The organism is Streptomyces sp. NPDC102274, from assembly GCF_044766385.1.
GTDB lineage: Bacteria > Actinomycetota > Actinomycetes > Streptomycetales > Streptomycetaceae > Streptomyces.
The window spans coordinates 90881-109923 of sequence record NZ_JBIWLW010000013.1 but is presented as its reverse complement, the minus strand read 5'-3'; the positions used below and the strand labels follow the sequence as shown (position 1 = coordinate 109923).

Annotated in this window: 15 protein-coding genes; 8 read left to right on the top strand and 7 right to left on the bottom strand. The window is 70.5% G+C overall.

Annotation, left to right across the window (positions count from 1 at the left end; genetic code table 11):
- The first annotated feature begins 188 nt into the window (after positions 1–188).
- On the top strand, positions 189–698 hold the full coding sequence (locus ACIRQP_RS19680; RefSeq protein WP_403891457.1) for a hypothetical protein: 510 nt from the start codon (positions 189–191) through the stop codon (positions 696–698).
- Between the two features lie 211 nt (positions 699–909).
- On the opposite strand, the gene ACIRQP_RS19675 is transcribed toward ACIRQP_RS19680, so the two are convergent.
- Genes ACIRQP_RS19675 through ACIRQP_RS19665 form a run of 3 tightly spaced genes read right to left on the bottom strand, consistent with a single transcriptional unit; the run spans position 910 to position 5806 of the window.
- Complete coding sequence (locus tag ACIRQP_RS19675; RefSeq protein WP_403891454.1) at positions 910–3141, bottom strand: RICIN domain-containing protein; 2232 nt, start codon at positions 3139–3141, stop codon at positions 910–912.
- Between the two features lie 17 nt (positions 3142–3158).
- Positions 3159–4553: a ricin-type beta-trefoil lectin domain protein gene (locus ACIRQP_RS19670; RefSeq protein WP_403891451.1), complete on the bottom strand. Its 1395-nt coding sequence runs from the start codon at positions 4551–4553 to the stop codon at positions 3159–3161.
- Positions 4550–5806 carry a family 16 glycosylhydrolase gene (locus tag ACIRQP_RS19665; protein ID WP_403891448.1) on the bottom strand — a complete coding sequence of 419 codons (1257 nt, stop codon included), beginning with the start codon at positions 5804–5806 and terminating at the stop codon, positions 4550–4552. The genes ACIRQP_RS19670 and ACIRQP_RS19665 overlap by 4 nt, the downstream gene beginning before the upstream one ends.
- Before the next feature lie 397 nt (positions 5807–6203).
- Here ACIRQP_RS19665 and ACIRQP_RS19660 point away from each other — a divergent pair, with 397 nt between their 5' ends.
- Positions 6204–7040, top strand: a complete 837-nt coding sequence (locus tag ACIRQP_RS19660) for an endonuclease I family protein (RefSeq protein WP_403891445.1) — start codon at positions 6204–6206, stop codon at positions 7038–7040.
- Positions 7041–7278: 238 nt separating this feature from the next.
- Here the strand turns inward: ACIRQP_RS19660 and ACIRQP_RS19655 are convergent, their stop codons facing one another.
- Complete coding sequence (locus tag ACIRQP_RS19655; protein WP_403891442.1) at positions 7279–8226, bottom strand: NAD-dependent epimerase/dehydratase family protein; 948 nt, start codon at positions 8224–8226, stop codon at positions 7279–7281.
- A 214-nt stretch (positions 8227–8440) separates the two neighbouring features.
- Here ACIRQP_RS19655 and ACIRQP_RS19650 point away from each other — a divergent pair, with 214 nt between their 5' ends.
- The 4 genes from ACIRQP_RS19650 to ACIRQP_RS19635 all read left to right on the top strand — a co-directional run bounded on the left by ACIRQP_RS19650 (position 8441) and on the right by ACIRQP_RS19635 (position 11844).
- Positions 8441–9157 carry a TetR/AcrR family transcriptional regulator gene (locus tag ACIRQP_RS19650; RefSeq protein WP_403891439.1) on the top strand — a complete coding sequence of 239 codons (717 nt, stop codon included), beginning with the start codon at positions 8441–8443 and terminating at the stop codon, positions 9155–9157.
- A gap of 109 nt (positions 9158–9266) precedes the next feature.
- Positions 9267–9629, top strand: a complete 363-nt coding sequence (locus tag ACIRQP_RS19645) for a DUF1304 domain-containing protein (RefSeq protein WP_403891436.1) — start codon at positions 9267–9269, stop codon at positions 9627–9629.
- Positions 9626–10219: a TetR/AcrR family transcriptional regulator gene (locus ACIRQP_RS19640; RefSeq protein ID WP_403891433.1), complete on the top strand. Its 594-nt coding sequence runs from the start codon at positions 9626–9628 to the stop codon at positions 10217–10219. The genes ACIRQP_RS19645 and ACIRQP_RS19640 overlap by 4 nt, the downstream gene beginning before the upstream one ends.
- A 209-nt stretch (positions 10220–10428) precedes the next feature.
- Positions 10429–11844 (top strand): PP2C family protein-serine/threonine phosphatase, encoded by a 1416-nt coding sequence (locus ACIRQP_RS19635; RefSeq protein ID WP_403891430.1) that lies wholly within the window; start codon positions 10429–10431, stop codon positions 11842–11844.
- Positions 11845–11907: 63 nt separating this feature from the next.
- Here the strand turns inward: ACIRQP_RS19635 and ACIRQP_RS19630 are convergent, their stop codons facing one another.
- Positions 11908–13401 carry a hypothetical protein gene (locus tag ACIRQP_RS19630; protein WP_403891427.1) on the bottom strand — a complete coding sequence of 498 codons (1494 nt, stop codon included), beginning with the start codon at positions 13399–13401 and terminating at the stop codon, positions 11908–11910.
- Between the two features lie 230 nt (positions 13402–13631).
- Here ACIRQP_RS19630 and ACIRQP_RS19625 point away from each other — a divergent pair, with 230 nt between their 5' ends.
- Complete coding sequence (locus ACIRQP_RS19625; RefSeq protein ID WP_403891425.1) at positions 13632–14762, top strand: aminoglycoside phosphotransferase family protein; 1131 nt, start codon at positions 13632–13634, stop codon at positions 14760–14762.
- 357 nt (positions 14763–15119) lie between these two features.
- Positions 15120–17096, top strand: a complete 1977-nt coding sequence (locus ACIRQP_RS19620) for an N-acetylmuramoyl-L-alanine amidase (RefSeq protein ID WP_403891422.1) — start codon at positions 15120–15122, stop codon at positions 17094–17096.
- Between the two features lie 105 nt (positions 17097–17201).
- Here the strand turns inward: ACIRQP_RS19620 and ACIRQP_RS19615 are convergent, their stop codons facing one another.
- Entirely contained in the window at positions 17202–18311 is a 1110-nt protein-coding gene (locus ACIRQP_RS19615; RefSeq protein WP_403891420.1) for a chemotaxis protein, read from the bottom strand.
- Positions 18312–18435: 124 nt separating this feature from the next.
- Entirely contained in the window at positions 18436–18870 is a 435-nt protein-coding gene (locus ACIRQP_RS19610; protein WP_403891417.1) for an aldo/keto reductase, read from the bottom strand.
- Positions 18871–19043 lie beyond the last annotated feature (173 nt).

Here is a 19043-nt window from a genome sequence, read left to right as displayed (position 1 = left end):
ATGGGGAAGATCGTTCGGCTGAAGCCCCATGGAGCCTATCGCCGCGAGGCGACCGCCATCCACGCTCTCCCTTTTGACGACCCCGACCGGCGTCCCCCGTCCGGTCGGGGTCTTCTGTCGGTCCGGACACCTGCCGGGGCCGGCAGGGGCGCGGTCGGGGAAGAGGGCGGAAGGGGACGGCAGCGGGGATGGCAGGCGGAGAAGAGGGTACGGAGCGTCCCGGTGGCTTCGAGGCCGCGACGGGCGACGGCCCGGTGTGCGGGACGACGCCCCAGGCGCGGGCGGCCGAAGTCCGGGTCGCGTTCGAGGGGTTGCTCCAGATCAGACGGCTGACACACAGCGGGGCCGGTGATCCGGCGGCGGTCCCCGCGCAGTGGGAGCGGCGGCGGCCGGTGCGCGCCGTCGCGCTCGCGCTGGAGGCCGCCGGTCTGCCGGCGTCCGCGGTCGACGGCTCGGGACAGCGGGTCGCGACGGGGTATCGCGTACAGGCGGAGGATCCGCCCGCCACCGCGAGGGTGGGTGAGGCACCCGCCGTCGTACGGGTGGAGTGGCTCGGCCCGCACGGCGGCGGGGCCGCCCAGGACGAGGAGCGGGCCCTGACCGAGTGCGCCGCCGTACTGACGCGCCTGGGGTGGGAGGCCCTGCTCTACCGGGGACCGCGGCGACGCCGCTTCCTGGAGGTCGAACCGGCCTCCTGAGCCGCTTCCCGACCGCGCACGGCTCCGCGCGGGGTGCGCCTGGGGTGTGCCTGGGGTGTGCCCGGGGTGTGCCCGGGGTGTGCCCGGGGAACCGCCGCGAGGACAGGAACAGGAACACCCCGGGCAGCCTCATGTCGCGTCGGCGCCCGGGGTGTTCCTCCTCGTCGGTCCGTCCGTAGGTCAGGTCAGGACCTGGACCTGGTCTTCCCGATCAGGGATAGCTGACGAGATTGGCCACATTGGTGGCCGAGTTCGACGGGCCTCCCCTGTCGTTGATGACATGCCGGATGGTGCCCGTACCGCCCAGCGACACCGTCACCATGTTGCGGAAGCGGACATTGGCGTTATTGGGCACTTCGAACGCGTGCTCCGCGGTCACGCTGTTGTTGACGTTGAAGAAGCAGTAGCTGCCGAGGCCGTACGCCTGATGGCTGGTCACCGAGTCGGCCACCTTGTAGGCGGCGTATCCCTGTGTGGCGCCGTTCATCCAGGCCGCCTGGTTGGGCGGGTCGTACGGCATCTCGTTCTGGTAGAAGTACGTTCTGCCGCCGTTGCCGTTCCAGATCGTCTGATGCTTCTGATAGTGCTCGACGAACAGGCCGTACATCGTGACATCGGCGCCGTTCACGACCAGACCGGTGTCCGCCGTGTTGGTGTTCCAGCCGACCCCGCTGCCGTGATCCGCGCGCCAGATCCACATATGGTCGCCGATCACATTGCGGCTGTTGACGACCAGGCTGGTGGTCGCCTTGCCGACGCCCGCGCCGCCGATGCGGAAGAACACATCGTGCAGCGAGGTGGGGTTGGCGGCGTGGCTCACGTTCGAGCCGTCGGCGCCGACCTCCATCAGCCGCTGGGAGTTGACCGTCCCGGCGTCGATGAGCAGACCCGCCACCTTGACGCCGTCCACATCGGCGACCGACACCGCGGTGATGCCGTTGTCCGGGATGAGGGTGGCGAGGCCGAGCCCGAGGACGACGGTGTCGGGACGGGTGATCCGCAGCGTCTGGTTGAGGTGGTAGACGCCGGGGGTGACGAGCAGGTTCTTGCCCGCCGCCAGCGCGGCGTTCATGTCCGCGGCCGTCGCGCCGGGCTTGGCGATGTAGAACTGGTCCAGCGGGAGCGACGTACCCGCCGGAGCACCGCCCGACCAGGTCGTTCCCTTCGAGTTGGCGCGCAGCGCGGGCACGAACACCTGGTAGGCGCCGACCGAGTCCACGTACAGGAAGGGCTTCTCCCGCACCTGCGGCGTCTGGTCGACCGTGGTGTAGGGCGGGTTGGGGAAGCTGTTCGCGGGCGCGTTCTGGGCGCCGACGAACACCATGTTCCAGTTGGACCCCGTCCAGCTGCCCCATTCGGTGTTCCGGGACAGCCACTGCTGCTGAGAACCGGACCTGACCTGGCCGTCCACCTTCGAGTCGGCCATGAATCCGCCGCTGGCCCAGCCGCCGTCGTCCAGCGCGAGGTTGCCGCGGACATGCATCCGGCGGTACGGGGCGGCCTGCGAGACGGCCCAGCGGTCGGTGCCGGTGGTGGGGGTGACGGAGAGGTTCTCGGCGCTGCGCCAGAAGTTGTGCGTGGCGTTCTGCGGCGGGAACCAGTCGGCCTCGACATGGACGGCGCCACGGATATTGACGTCGTCCGGCGAGAGCCCGAGGCCGGCCACCTGGGTGTAGAAGCCGACATTCACATCGGCGTCGTAGGTGCCCGGTTTGAACAGGAAGGCCGCGCGCTGGGCGCCGAACTGATTGGTCTCCTGCTGCTGGAAGGTCGCGTTCACCCGGTTCTGGATCGAGGAGGCCGACATCGACGGATCGAAGACGACGACGTTGGGACCGAGATCCGGGGTGCCGGGGGGTGCCGGCGGATCGGCGGCCTGGACCCGGAAGGACTGGGCGGCGGATCCGTTGCAGGTGTACTGCTGGAGCTGGACGCTGTCGGCGGTCGAGGCGCTCGGTACGTCGAGGCACTTGCCGCTGTTGCGGTTGACGAAGTGGTAGGCGCCGTCGGCCTCCGCCACCGGCAGCCACTGCTGGTTGTTGCCTCCGCTGTACGTCCAGAGCTGGATCGTGGCGGCGTCGGCGGCCGAGACGTCGGTGACGTCCCAGACCTGGCTGTCGGCGTTGCGGTTGCCCGCCCTGACGTAGCCGGCGCCGGTCTCCGTGAGGGACCAGTTCTGCGCGAGGCTGCCGTTGCAGGCGTACTGCTGCACCGCGGTGCCGTTGCCGGTCGCCGCGGCGCGGGCGTCCACGCACTTGCCGTTGCCCTTGTTGCTGATCGTGGTCCAGCCGGTGGGCAGCGCCGCCGCCGCGGTGGTGCCCGCGGCGGCCTCCTGCTGGGGCAGGCCGATCAGGGAGGCGCAGAGGGCCACCACGGTCAGCAGCAGGGTGAGCGGGAAGAGCCGACGGCGGGGCTGTCCGCCGCCGTACGGGTGTCGGTTCATGGAGGCTCCTCGCCCGGTCAGCCGGCGTACTGGGCGAAGACGCGGGTGAAGTCCCACGCCTGCTGGCTCACCCCGGAGCAGGTGTCGGCTCCGCCGCCGGTGCAGGGCCGGTCGCGGTTGACCGACCAGAAGGTCAGCCGGGCCAGGTGGTGCTGCTGCGCGTAGGCGAGGATGGTGCGGAAGTCCGCGACGGTCACCGTCTCGTTGTTGTCGGTGATGCCGTTCATCGACGAGATGCCGATGCTGCGGTACGTCTGGTCGTCGCTGTACCCGTACGCGTTCTTGACCGCGTTCTTGAGGCCCTCGGCTGCGCGGGTGGTGAGCGTGCCCATGTTCTGTCCGGCGCCGCCGAAGTTGAACGGCATGATCGTCCAGCTGTCGACGGTGAGACCGGCGGCGGCAGCGCGGTTGATCAGGCTGGTGTCCGGACCGTTCTGGCCGGTGCCGAAGGTGACATAGACCTTGATGCCGGGGTTGTTGGCCTTGATGGTCTTGAGCGCGTCCACGGTGCGCTGCTGCACGGTGGGGCTGTCGTACGCGGCCGCCTCGATGTCGATGTCGATCGCCTTGAGGCCGTACGCGTTGATGACCTTCTGGTAGGCCGCGGCCAGCTCACCCGCGCTGGAGCAGGAGCTCTCCAGCTTGTTGCCGCTCCAGCCGCCGAAGGACGGGATGACATCGCCGCCCGCGCCGCGCACGGTGTTGATGGTCTGCTGGTCCACCCCACCGGTCAGCGGCCGTCCGCCGTCCCACTGGGGGTTGCAGTAGCCGTTGCTGAGCACGAACGCCAGGGTGAACCACTTCACGCCGGTCGCGTTCATGACGGTGGTCGGGTTCGGCGGGCTGCCCCAGCCGTTGTAGATATAGGGCGCGACCGCCATGGGTCCGCTGGGGCCGGGGTTGCCGCCGCCCGACGGCGCGGTCCACTTCTGGTTGGCCGCTCCGGTGCAGGTCCAGATCTGCAGCCGGGTGCCGTTGGCGGAGCTGTTGCCGGTCACATCCAGGCACTTGTCCGCCTGGGTGTTCACGATGTCGCGGGCCGCGGAGACGGTCCACTTCTGATTGGCGGCTCCCGTGCAGTCCCAGAGCTGGAGCTGCGCGCCGTTCGTGGTGCTGTTGTCCTTGACGTCGACGCACTTCCCGAGGGCCCTGATCGAGCCGTCGGAGGCGACATCCCACTGCTGGGCGGCCGAGCCGTTGCAGTCGTAGAGCTGTACGGCCGCGCCGTTCGCGGAGCTGCCGGACGCCACGTCCACGCACTTGCCGCCCAGGCCCGTGATCGTGCCGACGGCGGCGACCGCCGCGGTGGCGGGGGTGGGGGCGGTGATGAGCGACGCGCCGATCACGAGGGGCAGCGCGGCCAGCGGGGCGAGGGATCTGAGGGGCTTGCGGAGCGTGCGTACCGTCGTCATGCGCGGTTCACCGTCCACTTCTGGTTCGCGGCGCCCGTGCAGGTCCAGATCTGCAGCCGGGTGCCGTTGGCGGAGCTGTTGCCGGTCGCGTCAATGCATTTGTTGGCCTGGATGTTCACGATGTCGCGGGCGTCCGGGACCGCCCAGCGCTGATTGGCGCCGCCGCCGCAGTCCCACAGCTGGAGCTGCGCACCGTCCGCCGTGCTGTTGTCCTTCACGTCCAGGCACTTGCCGAGCGCGCGGAGCGAGCCGTCGGAGGCGACGGTCCACCGCTGGGCGGCCGAGCCGTTGCAGTCGTAGAGCTGTACGGGCGTGCCGTTGGCGGAGCTGGCGGACGCCACGTCCATGCACTTGCCGCCGAGTCCGGTGATCGTGCCCCCGGTGCCGGAACCGCCGTCGTTCGTGCTGACGCGCACGTAGTCGACGACGAGCTGGGACGGGAACGGGGTGCTGCTGTTGGGGTCGCCGGGCCAGTAGCCGCCGACCGCGAGGTTCAGGATGATGAAGAAGGGCTTGTTGAACACCCAGCTGCGGCCGCCGAGATCGGCGGGGGTGCGCGTCTGGTAGACGTTGCCGTCGACGCTCCAGGTGATGGAGTTGGGCGACCAGTCGATGGCGAAGGTGTGGAACGCGTCGGCGAACGCCTGTCCGTTCGGCAGGGTGTAGCCGGCGCCGATGCCGCCCGAGCCGGAGTAGCCGGGGCCGTGCAGGGTGCCGTGGACCGTGCTGGGCTCGAAGCCGACGTTCTCCATGATGTCGATCTCACCGCTGTTGGGCCAGCCGACGTTGCCGATGTCGTTCCCGAGCATCCAGAACGCGGGCCACATGCCCTGTCCGCGCGGGACCTTCATGCGGGCCTCGACCCGTCCGTAGGTCGAGGTGAACTTGCCGGACGTGTTGAGCCGGGCCGAGGTGTACTCGCACCGGCCGTACCAGCACTGGTAGTTGCCGGGGTTGTCCTTGCGCGCGGTGATGACCAGGTTGCCCTGGCCGTCGAGGGCGGCGTTGTTGTTGCCCGCCGTGTAGTACTGCCGTTCGTGGTTGTTGACGTTGTCGCCGGTCTCGATCTGCCACTTGCCGCCGTCGACGGCGGATCCCGCGGCGCCGTTGAAGTCGTCGGAGAACGTGACCGCCGCCGCCCCGGCCGCGGCGGTCGGTGGTTCGGGTGCGGGGGCCGCGGTGGCGGGGACAGCCGCCGCCAGGCTGGAACAGCAGAGAAGAGCGAGCGCGTAGAGCGCCATTCGGCGTCCCATGGGGATTCGCACAGTCATCACATCACTTCGGGTGGGGGGTCATGCGCATGACATCACAACGTCGGGGAGCTTCGGGGAGAGCCGCCCCGGACGCTTATTTCAATACTTGATTTAAGGGAGGGGACGAGGGGTCGTCAAGAAGCTGGTATGGACCAAAGTTGACCAGATTTATGTCCACCGCCCATCCATATGAACGCAGACCCTCCACAACCGGGCACCCCGGCGCCGAACGGGCACGGCGAGCTTGACCTGCACATGACCGACACGAGGCGTTCACGCGAGGCCACATGCCCTGTGGAAGGCTCCCGCTGAACCGTTACTTCACGACCACGCGCCGCACCGCCCCCACCCTGTGGCCGTGCGCAGCGGTGGTCCCGCCGGAGAGGACAGCTCCGCCATGTCCCGTCGTCAACGTCCCACCCGACGCACGCTGTTGGCTCTTTGTGCCGCCACCGCGGTGCTCGCCACCACCGCGGCCGCCGCACCCGCGATCGCCTCCCAGGAGACCGCGCCGGCCCGCACGGTCACCGTCACAGCCACCGCCGCGCTCGACGACACGTACTACCAGGGCGCGATCGGCAAGACCGGCACCGCGCTCAAGTCGTCGCTGCACTCGATCATCAAGAATCAGACGAAGATCACCTACGCCCAGGTCTGGACGGCGCTCCAGGCCACGGACCAGGACCCCGCGAACTCGTCGAACGTGATCGAGCTGTACACCGGCAAGTCCATCTCCAAGACGAGCAACGGCGGCAACACGGGTCAGTGGAACCGCGAGCACGTCTGGGCCAAGTCCCACGGCGACTTCGGCGAGGCGACCGGCCCCGGCACCGATGTCCACCATCTGCGCCCGGAGGACGTCCGCGTCAACTCCATACGCGGGAACAAGGACTTCGACAACGGCGGCAGCGCGGTCTCCGGCGCGCCCGGCAACTACACGGACTCCGACTCCTTCGAGCCGCGCGACGCGGTGAAGGGTGATGTCGCCCGGATGATCCTGTACATGGCCGTACGGTACGAGGGCGACGACTCGTGGCCCGATCTCGAACCCAACGAGCGGGTCAACAACGGATCGAGCCCCGCGATGGGGAAGCTGTCCGTACTCAAGCAGTGGAACGACGAGGACCCGCCGGACGCCTTCGAGCAGCGCCGCAACCAGGTCATCTACGACCAGTACCAGCACAACCGCAACCCGTTCATCGACCACCCGGAATGGGTGGAGGCCATCTGGTGATCGTGAAGGCCGTCCGGTGATCACGGCGCGGCCTGCCCGTGCCTGATCGCCCGCGGTGCCAGACTGTGCCGCGTTAACTCCAAGCGCCCCCAGCGGGGAATGCTGGCCGAGCCCCCGGGACACGCTTCGCCCGGGGGCTTCGGCTTGCCGCGGTACGTGTCCCGGTACGCGGCCCGCCCCATGGCCCGCCCCAAGACCCGCCGCCCCGGCCCGCCGTCCGGCCCGGGACCGGTGCCGGCTACCGGGCGAGCAGGCCGCGGTACCAGTCCAGCGTGGTGTCCACGGTCTCGGACAGCGGGGTGGGCCGGATCCCGAACGTCCGCTCGAAGGCCGACGAGTCCACGATCTGCGCCTCGGTGTGCTGGTAGAACATCTCCTCGTACTCCCGCATGAAGATCTCGTCGAACGGCCCGAAGGGGCGCGGCCGGTCGAGCACGACCGTCTTGAGCGCGCCACCCACCCGCCGCTCGATCATCGCGTGGATCTCGCGGGTGGTGACGGCGGGCGCGGTGGGCAGATGCCAGACGCGTCCGTCGCCCTCCGGGCGCTCGCCGAGCGTGGCCAGTCCGGTCGCCACATCGCCGATGTTCGTATAGCTGTGAGGCAAGTCGATATCGCCCATGGCGAGTACCTCACCCCCCGTCAGGGCGGCCGGGAAGGCGGCCCCGCCCAGCGTCGAGTTGAGCACGCCGGGACCGACGAAGTCGGCCGACCGGGCGAGCACCGCGCGGACCCGCCCCTCACGGTGCGCGGCGAGATAGTCCTCGTCGAGCCGCGCCCGCATCCGGCCCTTGCGCGACATCGTCCGCCAGGGCGTGTCCTCGGTCATGACCTCGCCATGCGTCTCGCCGTACGGGTAGAGGGTGTCCAGCACCACCAGGCGCGCGCCGGTGGTCTCCACCGCGCCCAGTACCGCCCGCTGGATCCGCGGCATCACCTCGACCTGGAGGTGATAGGCGACGTTCACGCAGTGATACACGACGGCGGCGCCGTCCACCGCGGCCGGGCCCCCTTCCGGGGTCGACACGTCGGCCGCGAACCGCTCCACGCCTTCAAGGGGGTCCCCCGTCCCGGCGCGGTCCACCAGCCGTACGGGATGGCCGCGGCGGGCGAGTTCGACGGCGAGGGTGGTGCCGGCGGGGCCGGCCCCCAGCACGGTGTGCAGGTCGCGTTCAGCAGCGGACATGACGAGTCCCTCTCGTTCGGAGTTCGGAGTTCGACGTTCGGAATACGGGGTTCGAGGAGTAGCGTGCGGCTCCACCGAAGCTTCATGCTCTCACTTCTGTTAGAGACCATAACTCTCGCGATGGAGAATCACAAGAGTCCCGGTCCGGGCCCGATTCCATGGAGCTACGGTCTGTAACCTCCACGAGGCACCGTCACGCACACAGGAGGACGCCATGGCCGACGCCGCACAGACCCCCCGGGCGCGCTACCGCGAACAGACCCGCGCGGAGATCAAGTCGGCGGCACTCCAGCAGCTCGCCGAGGGCGGCGTGCCGGCCGTGGCGCTGACCCGGATCGCCAAGGAGATGGGGCTCTCGGGGCCCGCGCTGTACCGGTACTTCGCCGGCCGCGACGATCTGCTCAGCGCACTGATCCGGGACGCGTACGACGACGCGGCGCGGATCATGGAACGCGCGGCGGCCGGCACGCCGCCCGGGAGCGCCCGCGCCGTCCTGCATGTGCTGGCCGGCGCGTACCGCGACTGGGCCGTCGCCGAGCCCCACCGCTATCTGCTGATCCAGGGGACACCGGTCCCCGGGTACGCGGCACCGCCCGACACCCTGCTGCGCGCGCGGGCCACGCTCGGCCCGTTCCTGAAGGTGTTCGCAGGCGCCGAACCCACCGACGCGGTACGGCCGGTCGTCGCCGAGATGGACGCGTGGGTCAGGGGCGACGGCGCGGTGCGCGACTGGCTGACGGAGCACACCGGCAACGCCGCACCGGCGGCGGGAGCGGGCGCGGCGCTCGCCGGGACCGTTCTGACCTGGTCCCAACTGCACGGCACCGTGAGCCTGGAGGTGTCCGGCCTGTATGGAGGGATGGGACACCGGGCGAGCACCCTGCTGACGGCCCAGATGGACGCGCTGGCCGACGCCTTCCGGCTGTCATAGCCACCGGTCCCCGCCCGAAGGCCACCGGCACCCCCGCCCGAAGGCCATCCTGGACAGGTGTCTATGATTTATGGACACCTGTCCAACCGAGTCACAGGAGATCCCGATCATGCAGACTGCCGCGAATGTCCTGGTCGGCCTGGTGGCCGTGTTCCACGTCTATGTGATGGTGCTGGAGATGTTCCTGTGGGAGCGGAAGCCGGGCCGCGAACTGTCCGGATTCGACGCCGACATGGCCCGCGCGACCGCGCCCCTCGCCGCCAACCAGGGTCTCTACAACGGCTTCCTGGCCGCCGGGCTGATATGGGGGCTGATCGCCTCGGACCCGACGGGGTACCGCGTACAGATCTTCTTCCTGATCTGCGTGGTCGTCGCCGGTGTGTACGGCGGGGCCACCGCGAACAGGCGCATCCTGCTCGTGCAGGCGCTGCCGGGCGCGGTCACCCTGGCCGCGGTGCTGGCGGCGGGATGACCGGCGTACCGGCGGGACCGGCCGCGAGCGGGCCGACGGGCGATCCCCGCACGGCGAGAACCCGGGCCAGGCTCCGGCAGGCCCTGCTCGACGCCTGCGCGGAGCGCCCGTTCGAGGAGGTCGGAGTCGCCGCTCTGGTGCGCCGCGCCGGGATGGGCAGGGCCACGTTCTATCTGCACTACCCCGACCTGCGGACGCTGGCGGTCGACGCCTGCGCGGAGGTGGTACGGGACGCGGTGGACGCTCTGCACGCCTGGCGCGGCGCCCCCGATCCACGCGTCCCTCCTCCCGCGCTGACCTCTTTCTTCACCGGTCTCACTCCGCATGCCGCGCTCTACCGGACGCTGCTGCGCCCGGGAGGGAGCGGCCCGCTCGGCGAGTTGCTCCACCGCGAACTGCGGGAGCGCAGCCGCGTCGAGCGGACCCTGGCCGGGGCGCCCGCCCCCGAGCTGATCGCGTCGGCGGTGGCCGCCGCCTTCGCCGGAGTGCTGGCGGACTGGCTGCACGGGCTGATCGAGGACACGCCGGAGGGCATCGCGGCACGGATCTGGCGGCTGCTGGTGGCGCTCCACCGTATGCCGGTCACCTAGGTCCTGTCCGGGCGAAGGCGTCGGCGAGGCGTACGGCGAAAGGCCGGTCCGCCGAGGGTGCATGAATGCGAGAAGCACAGCCTGCGGCATATGCCAAAGGCATGATCGACCCGAGTGTTGCCAAACGCCTTACGTGCCTCCGGCGCCTGTGCGACAGTCGTAGCGGTCCCCCCACCGACAGCCCGTGCCACCCCGTATCGGAGTACGAGATGCCGTCCCCTCTGTTCGCGGACCGCCCCGTCCCGCAGCCCGCCGAGCCGGGAACGGTGGACGCGCTCATCACCCGGACCCGCCGGCTGCGCGGTGACGTGGACGCCGTACGCCGGGACACCGAGGTCGACGACGGCAACACGCTCTGGCGCTGGCAGCGCGCACTCTGCGATCTGGCGATACGTCAACTGGACCATCTGGGCTCCCACTTGGACCAGCTCAAGGCAGGCACGCCGGACACGGAAGACGCGCCGGACCGTCCGGCGCGGGACGCTTCCCCGGGCCAGGACCCCGCCCAGGACGGCTCGGAGTCGCCGCTCGGCCGGGTGGGCAGCGGGGAGTGGAACCTCCTGACCGACGAGATCAGTTGGTCGGACGAACTGTTCCGGATCCTCGGGCGCGAGCCGGAGAGCGGGCCGCTGTCGCTCGACGAACTGCCGTCCCTGGTGTTCCCCGACGACCAAGCGCTGCTCACCGCGATGGTGACGGACTGTCTGATCGACGGGAAGCCCATCGACGGCGAGTTCAGGATCGTCGGGGCCGACAGCGGGGTCCGTACGCTGCACATGATGGGCGAGCCCGTCCTCGACACCGATGGCTGCACCGCCTCCATGTGGGCGGTGCTGCGTGACGTCAGCGCGCTGCGCCACGGCGAGCAGTCCGTACGCGACTCCCGTGACTCCCTCCGGCGCGAACACCATCTCGCGCGGACCGAACACCGGCTGGTGGCCGAGTTGCACGAGGCGGTTCTCCCCGCCTGGCACGGCTCCTCGTATGGGCCGAGGAGCGGGCCCGACGCGCTGGACCTGGCCGCCCGCAGGCTCCCCGCCGCGGCGCACCCGGCGACCGGTGGTCACTGGTTCGACGCTCTTGAACTTCCCTGCGGGGAGTCGCTGTTGACCATCGGCGAGCTGACCGGCCGCGGTGTGGCCGGGGCCTCCTCGATGGCGATGCTGCTGGGGGCGCTGCGCGGAATGGCCGTGGCCGGCATCGCGCCCGGGGCCCTGCTCGGCCATCTCAACCAGCTGCTGGAGTCCTCGGAACAGCCCGCGCTGGGCAGCGCGCTCTGCTCCCGCTACGACCCGGAGACCCGGATCCTCTCCTGGGCGCAGGCGGGCCACCCCGCCCCGCTGCTGTTCCGCGACGGGACGGGGCACGCGCTCACGCCGCCGGACGGCGTACTGCTCGGGGCGACCTCGGGGGCCGTGTACGAGCAGGCCGAAGTCCAGCTGCGGCCCGGGGATCTGCTGGTGCTGCACAGCGACGGGCCGGCACGCGAGCACCTCGTCGAACTGGCGCCCCGGGTGGCCGGTACCCGCTCCGCGCGTGAGTGTGCTCAGTTGATCGTCGAGGAGTCCGACAGGGCCGAACGTGCGGACGCCGCCTGTCTGATGGTTATCAGGATCCCCGGCTGACGGAAGATCCCCGGCCGGCCCGCGAGGGGGTGTCCCGGAAGAGCGGGTCCCGGAAGAGGGGCTCTAGACATCCGCCTTCCCCGTCCGCTTCGCCGGCCCCTTGGGCATGGCCAGCTTCAGCTCCTCGCGCAGATCGTCGATCCTCTCGTACCCCGCGTACTGACCGGTGAGCCGGTACATCTCCCGCAGTCGGTCCCAGGTGCGGTGCGAGGAGGTCTCCCCCATCGACACCAGCGCCAGCCGCGCGTAGCGGTCGGCCTGTTCGGGATCGTCGGCGATGAAGCAGGCGGACGCCAGCGAGATGTAGTCGAAGATCTTGGAGCGCTGCCGGTCGTTGCCGCGCAGCTCCAGCGCGCGCCTGGCGTGCTGCTGCGCGGGGATCGCCGCCGCGGGCTCGTGGTCGGCGAGGGTACGGAAGGCCAGGGCCTCCATGCCGTGGAGATCGGCCTCGTCGAACATCTGCATCCAGCAGGGCGACGGGACGTCCTGCTCGTCCGCGCCGAAGAGTTCCTCCGCCTCACCCAGGGTGCGGCGCATGGCCTGGCCGCGGCCCAGGGACGCGTGCGCCCATGCCTCGATGGTGCGCAGCATGGCGCGGGTGCGGGGCAGAGCCTCCTCGCCCGAGCCCGAATCCGCGAGCTTCATCAGGTCGAGTGCCTCGTCGGGCCTGCCGAGGTGGACCATCTGACGAGCGGCCCTGGACAGGGCCTCGCCCGCGCGGGGCCGGTCGCCGCCCTCGCGCGCCGCGTGAGTGGCGATCACGAAGTACTTCTGGGCCGTGGGTTCGAGACCGATGTCGTGGGACATCCAGCCGGCGAGCACGGCGAGGTTGGCGGCGACGCCCCAGAGGCGCCGCTGGAGATGGTCGGGGTGACGGTAGGCGAGCATGCCGCCCACCTCGTTGAGCTGGCCCACCACCGCCTTGCGCTGGAGTCCGCCGCCACGGGCGGCGTCCCAGGCGCGGAACACCTCGACGGAGCGCTCCAGGGCCTCGATCTCCTGCGACCCGATGGGGGCGGCCTCGTAACGGTCGAACCCGGCGGGGTCCACGTGCAGGGGATCGTCGATCCGGGGGGCATCGGACGAGAGTCCGGGGTCGGAGTGCAGCCAGTCATGCATGGCGCTGGTGAGTGCTGAGCCTGCGGTGAGCGCGGCACCCGCGCCCACCAAGCCGCGACGGTTGAGCATGAGGTCCATTCCCGTGAATTCGGTGAGGACCGCGGCCGTCCGGTCGGGCGCCCAGGGGAGGGCGTCGGGGTTGTCCGCGTTCCCGGCGTCCCGTCGTTTCCCCGCGCGCCCGCTCCGTACGAACCCGAGGTCCTCGATGGTCACGACACGACCGAGCCGCTCGGTGAACAGGGCTACCAGCACTCTCGGCACGGGATCGCGCGGGGTCTCCCCCATGTCGATCCAACGCCTCACCCGCGAGGTGTCGGTGGCCAGCTGGGGGTGGCCCATGGCCGCCGCCTGCCGGTTCACCAGCCGCGCGAGTTCGCCCTTGGACCAGCCGGCCAGGCCGAACAGATCCGACAGACGGGTGTTGGGTTCTCCGCTCACGTCAAGCCCCCAGGTTCTCGGCTGAGTTGACAGTAACCGCCTGTCAGACGCGTGGCGACTATTCGCCACGGTTCGCCAGGCTTCGCCAGCTCGTGTGCCAGGGGGTCGACGGTGTCGGGTAGGAACGCGCCATCCCGCCCGGCAGCCGGACGTACTCCCCAGGGTGCTTCACGGCCGCCGGGCGGGAGGCGCGAGTAATTCGTCGGCACACGAAGGGATCTGTATCGCCCATGTACACAGCATCGTCCTCCGTGTCCGCCCCGCCCCGGTCGCAGCGTACGGTCACCCCTGGCAGCGGCCCATATCTGGACCCCACACATGCGGGGCGGCCGCGGCTCAGGACGGGGACGGTCACCCAACCGCTCAGCGGGAGAATCGACTTGTCCGGCCCCCAGGGCGCGCAGCTGCGCATGGCGATCACGGCGGTGCACCGGGTCTGCCCGGAGTTCAACCCCGTGCAGGTGCTGCGGCACAGCGGGCGCTCCGTTCTGCTCATCGGAACCACCGGGCGCGCCAACGCGGTCGCCAAGTGCCTCCTGGACCACTCCCCGGTCTGGACCGAACGGTTCAGGCACGAAATAGCCGCTTATCGCTCCTTCGTCCGGCACCGGCCGCCGGTGCGGGTACCCCGGCTGATCGCCGCGGACCCCGAGAACTGCGCGCTGGTGATCGAGCGGATGCCCGGACGGGCCGCCGCGCTGACCCGCCATCCGGTGGAGGCGCCGCCCCGCGCCGATCTGCGGGCCGCACTCGGCGCGATCTCCAGGCTGAACACCTGGCGGCCCCCGGCCGGTCTGTTCGACAAGCCGCTCGACTACGCGTCGCGGATCGCCCGCTATCACGAGCTGGGGCTGTTCACCGACCGGGACCTGGGCGATCTGCGGAAGCTGCTGCACGGTCTGGCCGGCGCCAGACAGGGCATGGAGTTCTGTCATGGTGACGCCCTGCTCTCCAACATCCTGCTGTCCCCGGCGGGTCCGGTGCTCGTCGACTGGGAGCACGCGGGCTGGTATCTGCCGGGCTACGATCTGGCGACGCTGTGGGCGGTGCTCGGGGACGCCCCGCTGGCGCGCCGCCGCATCAGTCAGCTCGCGCAGACCGATGGACCGGTCGCGCGCGACGCGTTCCTGGTCAATCTGATGCTCGTACTGACCCGGGAGATCCGGATGTACGAGACGGCGGTGCAGCGCGCGCTGCGTGAGACGCCGTCACCCGGTACGGGCCCGTCCGCCCGCCCGTCGCCGCCCGCGCAGCAGAGCGGTCTGACGCCGGGAGAGGAGCAGCGGCTGCTGCTGCGTCGGCTGCACGACGACTGCGCGATGGCACGGCGGGCCGTACGCGCGGCGGTCGGGACCCGCTGATCCGGCCGGCCGTACCGAGTGAGAACGAACAGCGCCGTGCGCCCCGTGCAGACAGACCCACGGGGCGCGCGGCGCGTCCGGCGTGACTCCCGGGCCGTATCCGGCCGCTCCCTGCCTCTCCCAGCCGTTCCCGGCCGTTCCCAGCGGCGGATATCTGATCATTGGTCCATTCCACTGACGCGCCGCAGGCCCGGGCACCACCGCCGCGAAACTCCGTGACACCCATGCTGACGTGCGAAATCCCCGTCGAAATCCCCTCCATGCCTGATGATTGACGGATCGTCCGGAAGCCGATACCCCTGTAGTCCAGTCGGCCCGGCGAGCCCCTTCTCGCACCACCCGTCACTGGAGGCTGCATTGCAAGGTTCCGTCCCCCCACGACCGAGATTCCCGCGTGGTCGCGTGCTGCGAGCGGGGGGTGTCGTGGCATCCGCCGCGCTGCTGCTGCCCCTGGTCTCGGCCACTCCCTCCGCCACCGCGGAACAGCCGGGATCCGGTGCGTTGCAGCGTGAGTTCGCCGCCGCCGCCGCGCGGTACCAGGTGCCGCAGAGCGTGCTGCTCGGTGTCTCCTACCTCCAGTCCCGCTGGGACACGCACAGCGGAGCCCCGAGCGTCACCGGCGGCTACGGCCCGATGCATCTGACCGACGCCAGGACGGCGCTCGCCGACGCGCCGCACCACTCGGAGGGTACGGAGGACCCGCGCGGGGACAGCTCGCGCGCGGTGAAGACCGTCGCCGAGACCCCGTTGCCCAGAACCTCCGAACTGCCCGCCCGGCTGCGCACCCTGGACCGCGCCGCCGAGCTGACCGGGCTGCCCGCCAAGGAGCTGCGGCGGAGCCCCGCCGCCAATGTCCGGGGTGGCGCGGCGCTGCTGGCCGCGGCCCAGCGGGAGCTGGGACAGCCGCTGAGCGGCGATCCGGCCGACTGGTACGGGGCGGTGGCCCGGTTCTCCGGGGCGGACGACTCCGCGACGGCCGCGACCTACGCCAATGATGTGTACGACGTGATCAGGAACGGCGAGGGGCGTACGACGGACAGCGGCCAGCGGGTGGCGCTGCGCGCGGCCCCCCAGGTCTCCCCCGACACCTCACAGACGGCGCGGCTCGGTCTGCGCACGGCCGACGCGGGGCGGGCCGAGTGCCCCCGCACGGTCGCCTGCGAGTGGATCCCGGCGCCGTACGCGGAGTTCGGCGAGGGCGACTACGGCAACCACGACAAGGCCGACCGGCCGAAGTCCGGGTCGGTCGACTACATCATCATTCATGACACCGAGGGCTCCTGGGACACCACCCTCAAGCTGATCCAGGACCCGAAATATGTGTCGTGGAACTACACGTTGCGCTCGTCCGACGGGCATATCGCCCAGCATGTGGCGACCAAGGATGTCGGCTGGCACGCGGGCAACTGGTACACCAACTCCAAGTCCGTGGGTCTGGAACACGAGGGCTTCCTCGCCGCGCCGGACGCCTGGTACACGGAGGCGATGTACCGCACCTCCGCCCGGCTGGTCGGGTATCTGGCGAAGAAGTTCGACATCCCGCTGGACCGTCAACACATCCTGGGCCACGACAATGTGCCCGGCACGACCACCGCGTTGATCTCCGGGATGCACACCGACCCGGGCCCCTACTGGGACTGGGCGCACTACTTCCAGCTGCTCGGCAAGCCGTTCAGGGCGACCGCGGGGGCGAACGCGTCCGTGGTCACCATCCGTCCGGACTACGCGGCCAACCAGCCGTCGTACACCGGCTGTGAGAAGGCGGGCCAGGCCTGCGCCCCGCACGGCTCGGGCGCCGTGCGGCTGCACACCGCCCCGGCCGCGGACGCTCCGCTGGTGAAGGACATCGGGCTGCGGCCCGACGGCAAGGACTCCACGATCGACGTCAATGACCTGGGCGCCCGTGCCTCGACCGGCCAGCAGTACGCGGTCGCCGGGCGCGAGGGCGACTGGACGGCGATCTGGTACCTCGGCCAGAAGGCGTGGTTCCACAACCCGCGTAAGAAGCCGACCGCCGTGGGCGCCAAGGCGTCGGTGCTGACGCCGAAGGCCGGGCTGGCGGAGATCCCGGTGTACGGACGGGCCTATCCGGAGGCCGTGGCCTATCCGGAGGGGATTCCGGTCCAGCCGGTCTCGGCGTTTCCCTACAAGCTGCTCGCCGGCCAGCGCTATGTGGTGGGCGCCCAGGCACCGAGCGAGTACTTCTTCGCGCCGGCCTTCGACACCGCCGGACACCGGGTGGTGCGGGGCGAGGACACGTACTACGAGATCCAGTTCGGGCACCGGGTCGCCTATGTGAAGGCGACCGATGTGGAGGTGCGTCCGGCGCGCTGATACCGAACCGGCAGGGGGATGCCGGGCGTCGCCGGCCGCGGGGGGAGCCGGTGACGCCCGGCATATGTCTGTCCGGGTACGCGGGGCGGTCGCGGCACCGAGTAGTCAGTAGCGCAGGACGGCGGCGATCCGGTCGTGGACGGCGAGCGTGTCGTCCGGGAGGAACACCACCTCGGCGCCGCCGTCCAGAGCCGCTTCGACGAGCTCGTCGACGATGTCCTCGCGTACGTCGGGCTCTGCGGTGGACTCGTCGTCGACCGGGATCAGATGGCTGTCGCTGACGCGGACCGTACGGCGGTAGTGCTCTTCGAGCGCGACCAGGTCGGCCCGCTTCTCGCGCACCGATTCCCAGACCTCGTCGAGCCCGGCGGCGAAGGTGCGCCGGCCCTTGGCGTCGTCCAGCCGGGTCAGTACGTCGGCCTTCTCACGGCGCGCGTACTCCTCGACCACGGGCCGGAGTTCCTTCAGCAGGACGGGGGCGGGTCCGTCCGTCAGACCGCCCTTGACCAGCCGTCCGACGGCCGTATGGGTGGCGTTGCCCGCCTCCTCCAGCAGGGCGAGCGCGGGGGCGAGGCCGACGAGATGGAGCGGGCGGGGGCGGCGCGCCAGCACCGCGCCCATGGTCTCGTCGACGGACCGGAGGAAACGGCGGGTCTCCTCGTCGGTGAAGGTGCTCGGGGTGTCACCGATCCGTTCCTCGCGTTCGACGTCCCAGGTCTCCTCGGGAGGCGTCATGGGAAAACCGTTCTCGCGGTGTTCGCGCAGCGACTCACCGGATCCGCTCCAGAGCGTCGCGCGGTCGGCGGCGATCGCCAGCACCCAGAACGGCCGTGACTGCGCGGTCGCCGCCACGAGATTCCGGGTCAGATAGGTGTCGGAGAGGACGACGCGCTCGGGCACCTCGCGCGGCAGATACCAGACCCGGAACTCCCCGGCGTCGGCGAGCAGCAGCAGGCCGTCGAGCAGGTGGCGCAGATCGACCTCGGCGACGGCCTTGTCGAGCTGGCCTCTGACGGCGGCGCGTGACCGCTTGTCCAGATCCGGCTCGGCCTCCAGCCGGCGTCCCGCCTCGGCGAGCAGATTGCGCAGCCGTACCCCGTCCTGCTCGTGGTGGGGCTCGCGCCGGTGCGTGGGCATTGTCAGGGAAACGGCCGGAAAGGTGCGCAGCGCTCGCAGTTCGCGCAGGACGTCGGGGTTCAGACCATTGCTGTCCATGCTGTCCCTTCGCTCGATGAAGGTCCGGCGGTCGGGCGGACGGCCGCGTACGGGCCTTCAGTCGTGCATCCCATCTTGCGCGATTCCGCCCGGTTCCGCAGGAGGGACGGTTCACCTCGCGGGATCACATCACACCCTCGGGTGTGGCGCCCTCGATGGAGACGGCATCGGCCGTGAGGTCGTCGATGCGCGCGAGATCCTCGGCGCTCAGCTCGACGTCGACGGCCGCGGCGCTCGCCTTGATGTTGGCGCTGCCGCGCGCGCCGACGATGGCCACGTGCACGCCGGGCCGTGCGAGCACCCAGGCGACGGCCAGCCGCGCGACCGTGATCCCGCGCTCCTGGGCGAACTCCGCCAGCCGCCGCACGACTGCCGGATTGCGCTTCAGAGCGTCCCCGGTGAACGCCGCGGACTCGCTTCGCCAGTCGCTCTCCTCGAACGTCGTGCTCTCGTCGAAGCGGCCGGTGAGAAGACCGCTGGCGAGTGGGCTGTAGACCAGAACGCCGATGGCGATGCGGGAGACCTGGAGGCCGGTAGAGCCGAGAGAGATCCTTTTCATGGCGACGCACCTCGGAAACATGCGCTCTCGTTGTACTCCTCCATGGTCGGGCGCTGTCGTCGTCCTGTCCAACACGGGAAAACGAACGCGCGCCCGCCGCGGTGCCCGCACCTTCCGGAGACGGTTCGGTTCCCTGACGGTGTCCTGGCCCGCTGCCACCCGGTGACCGTTCG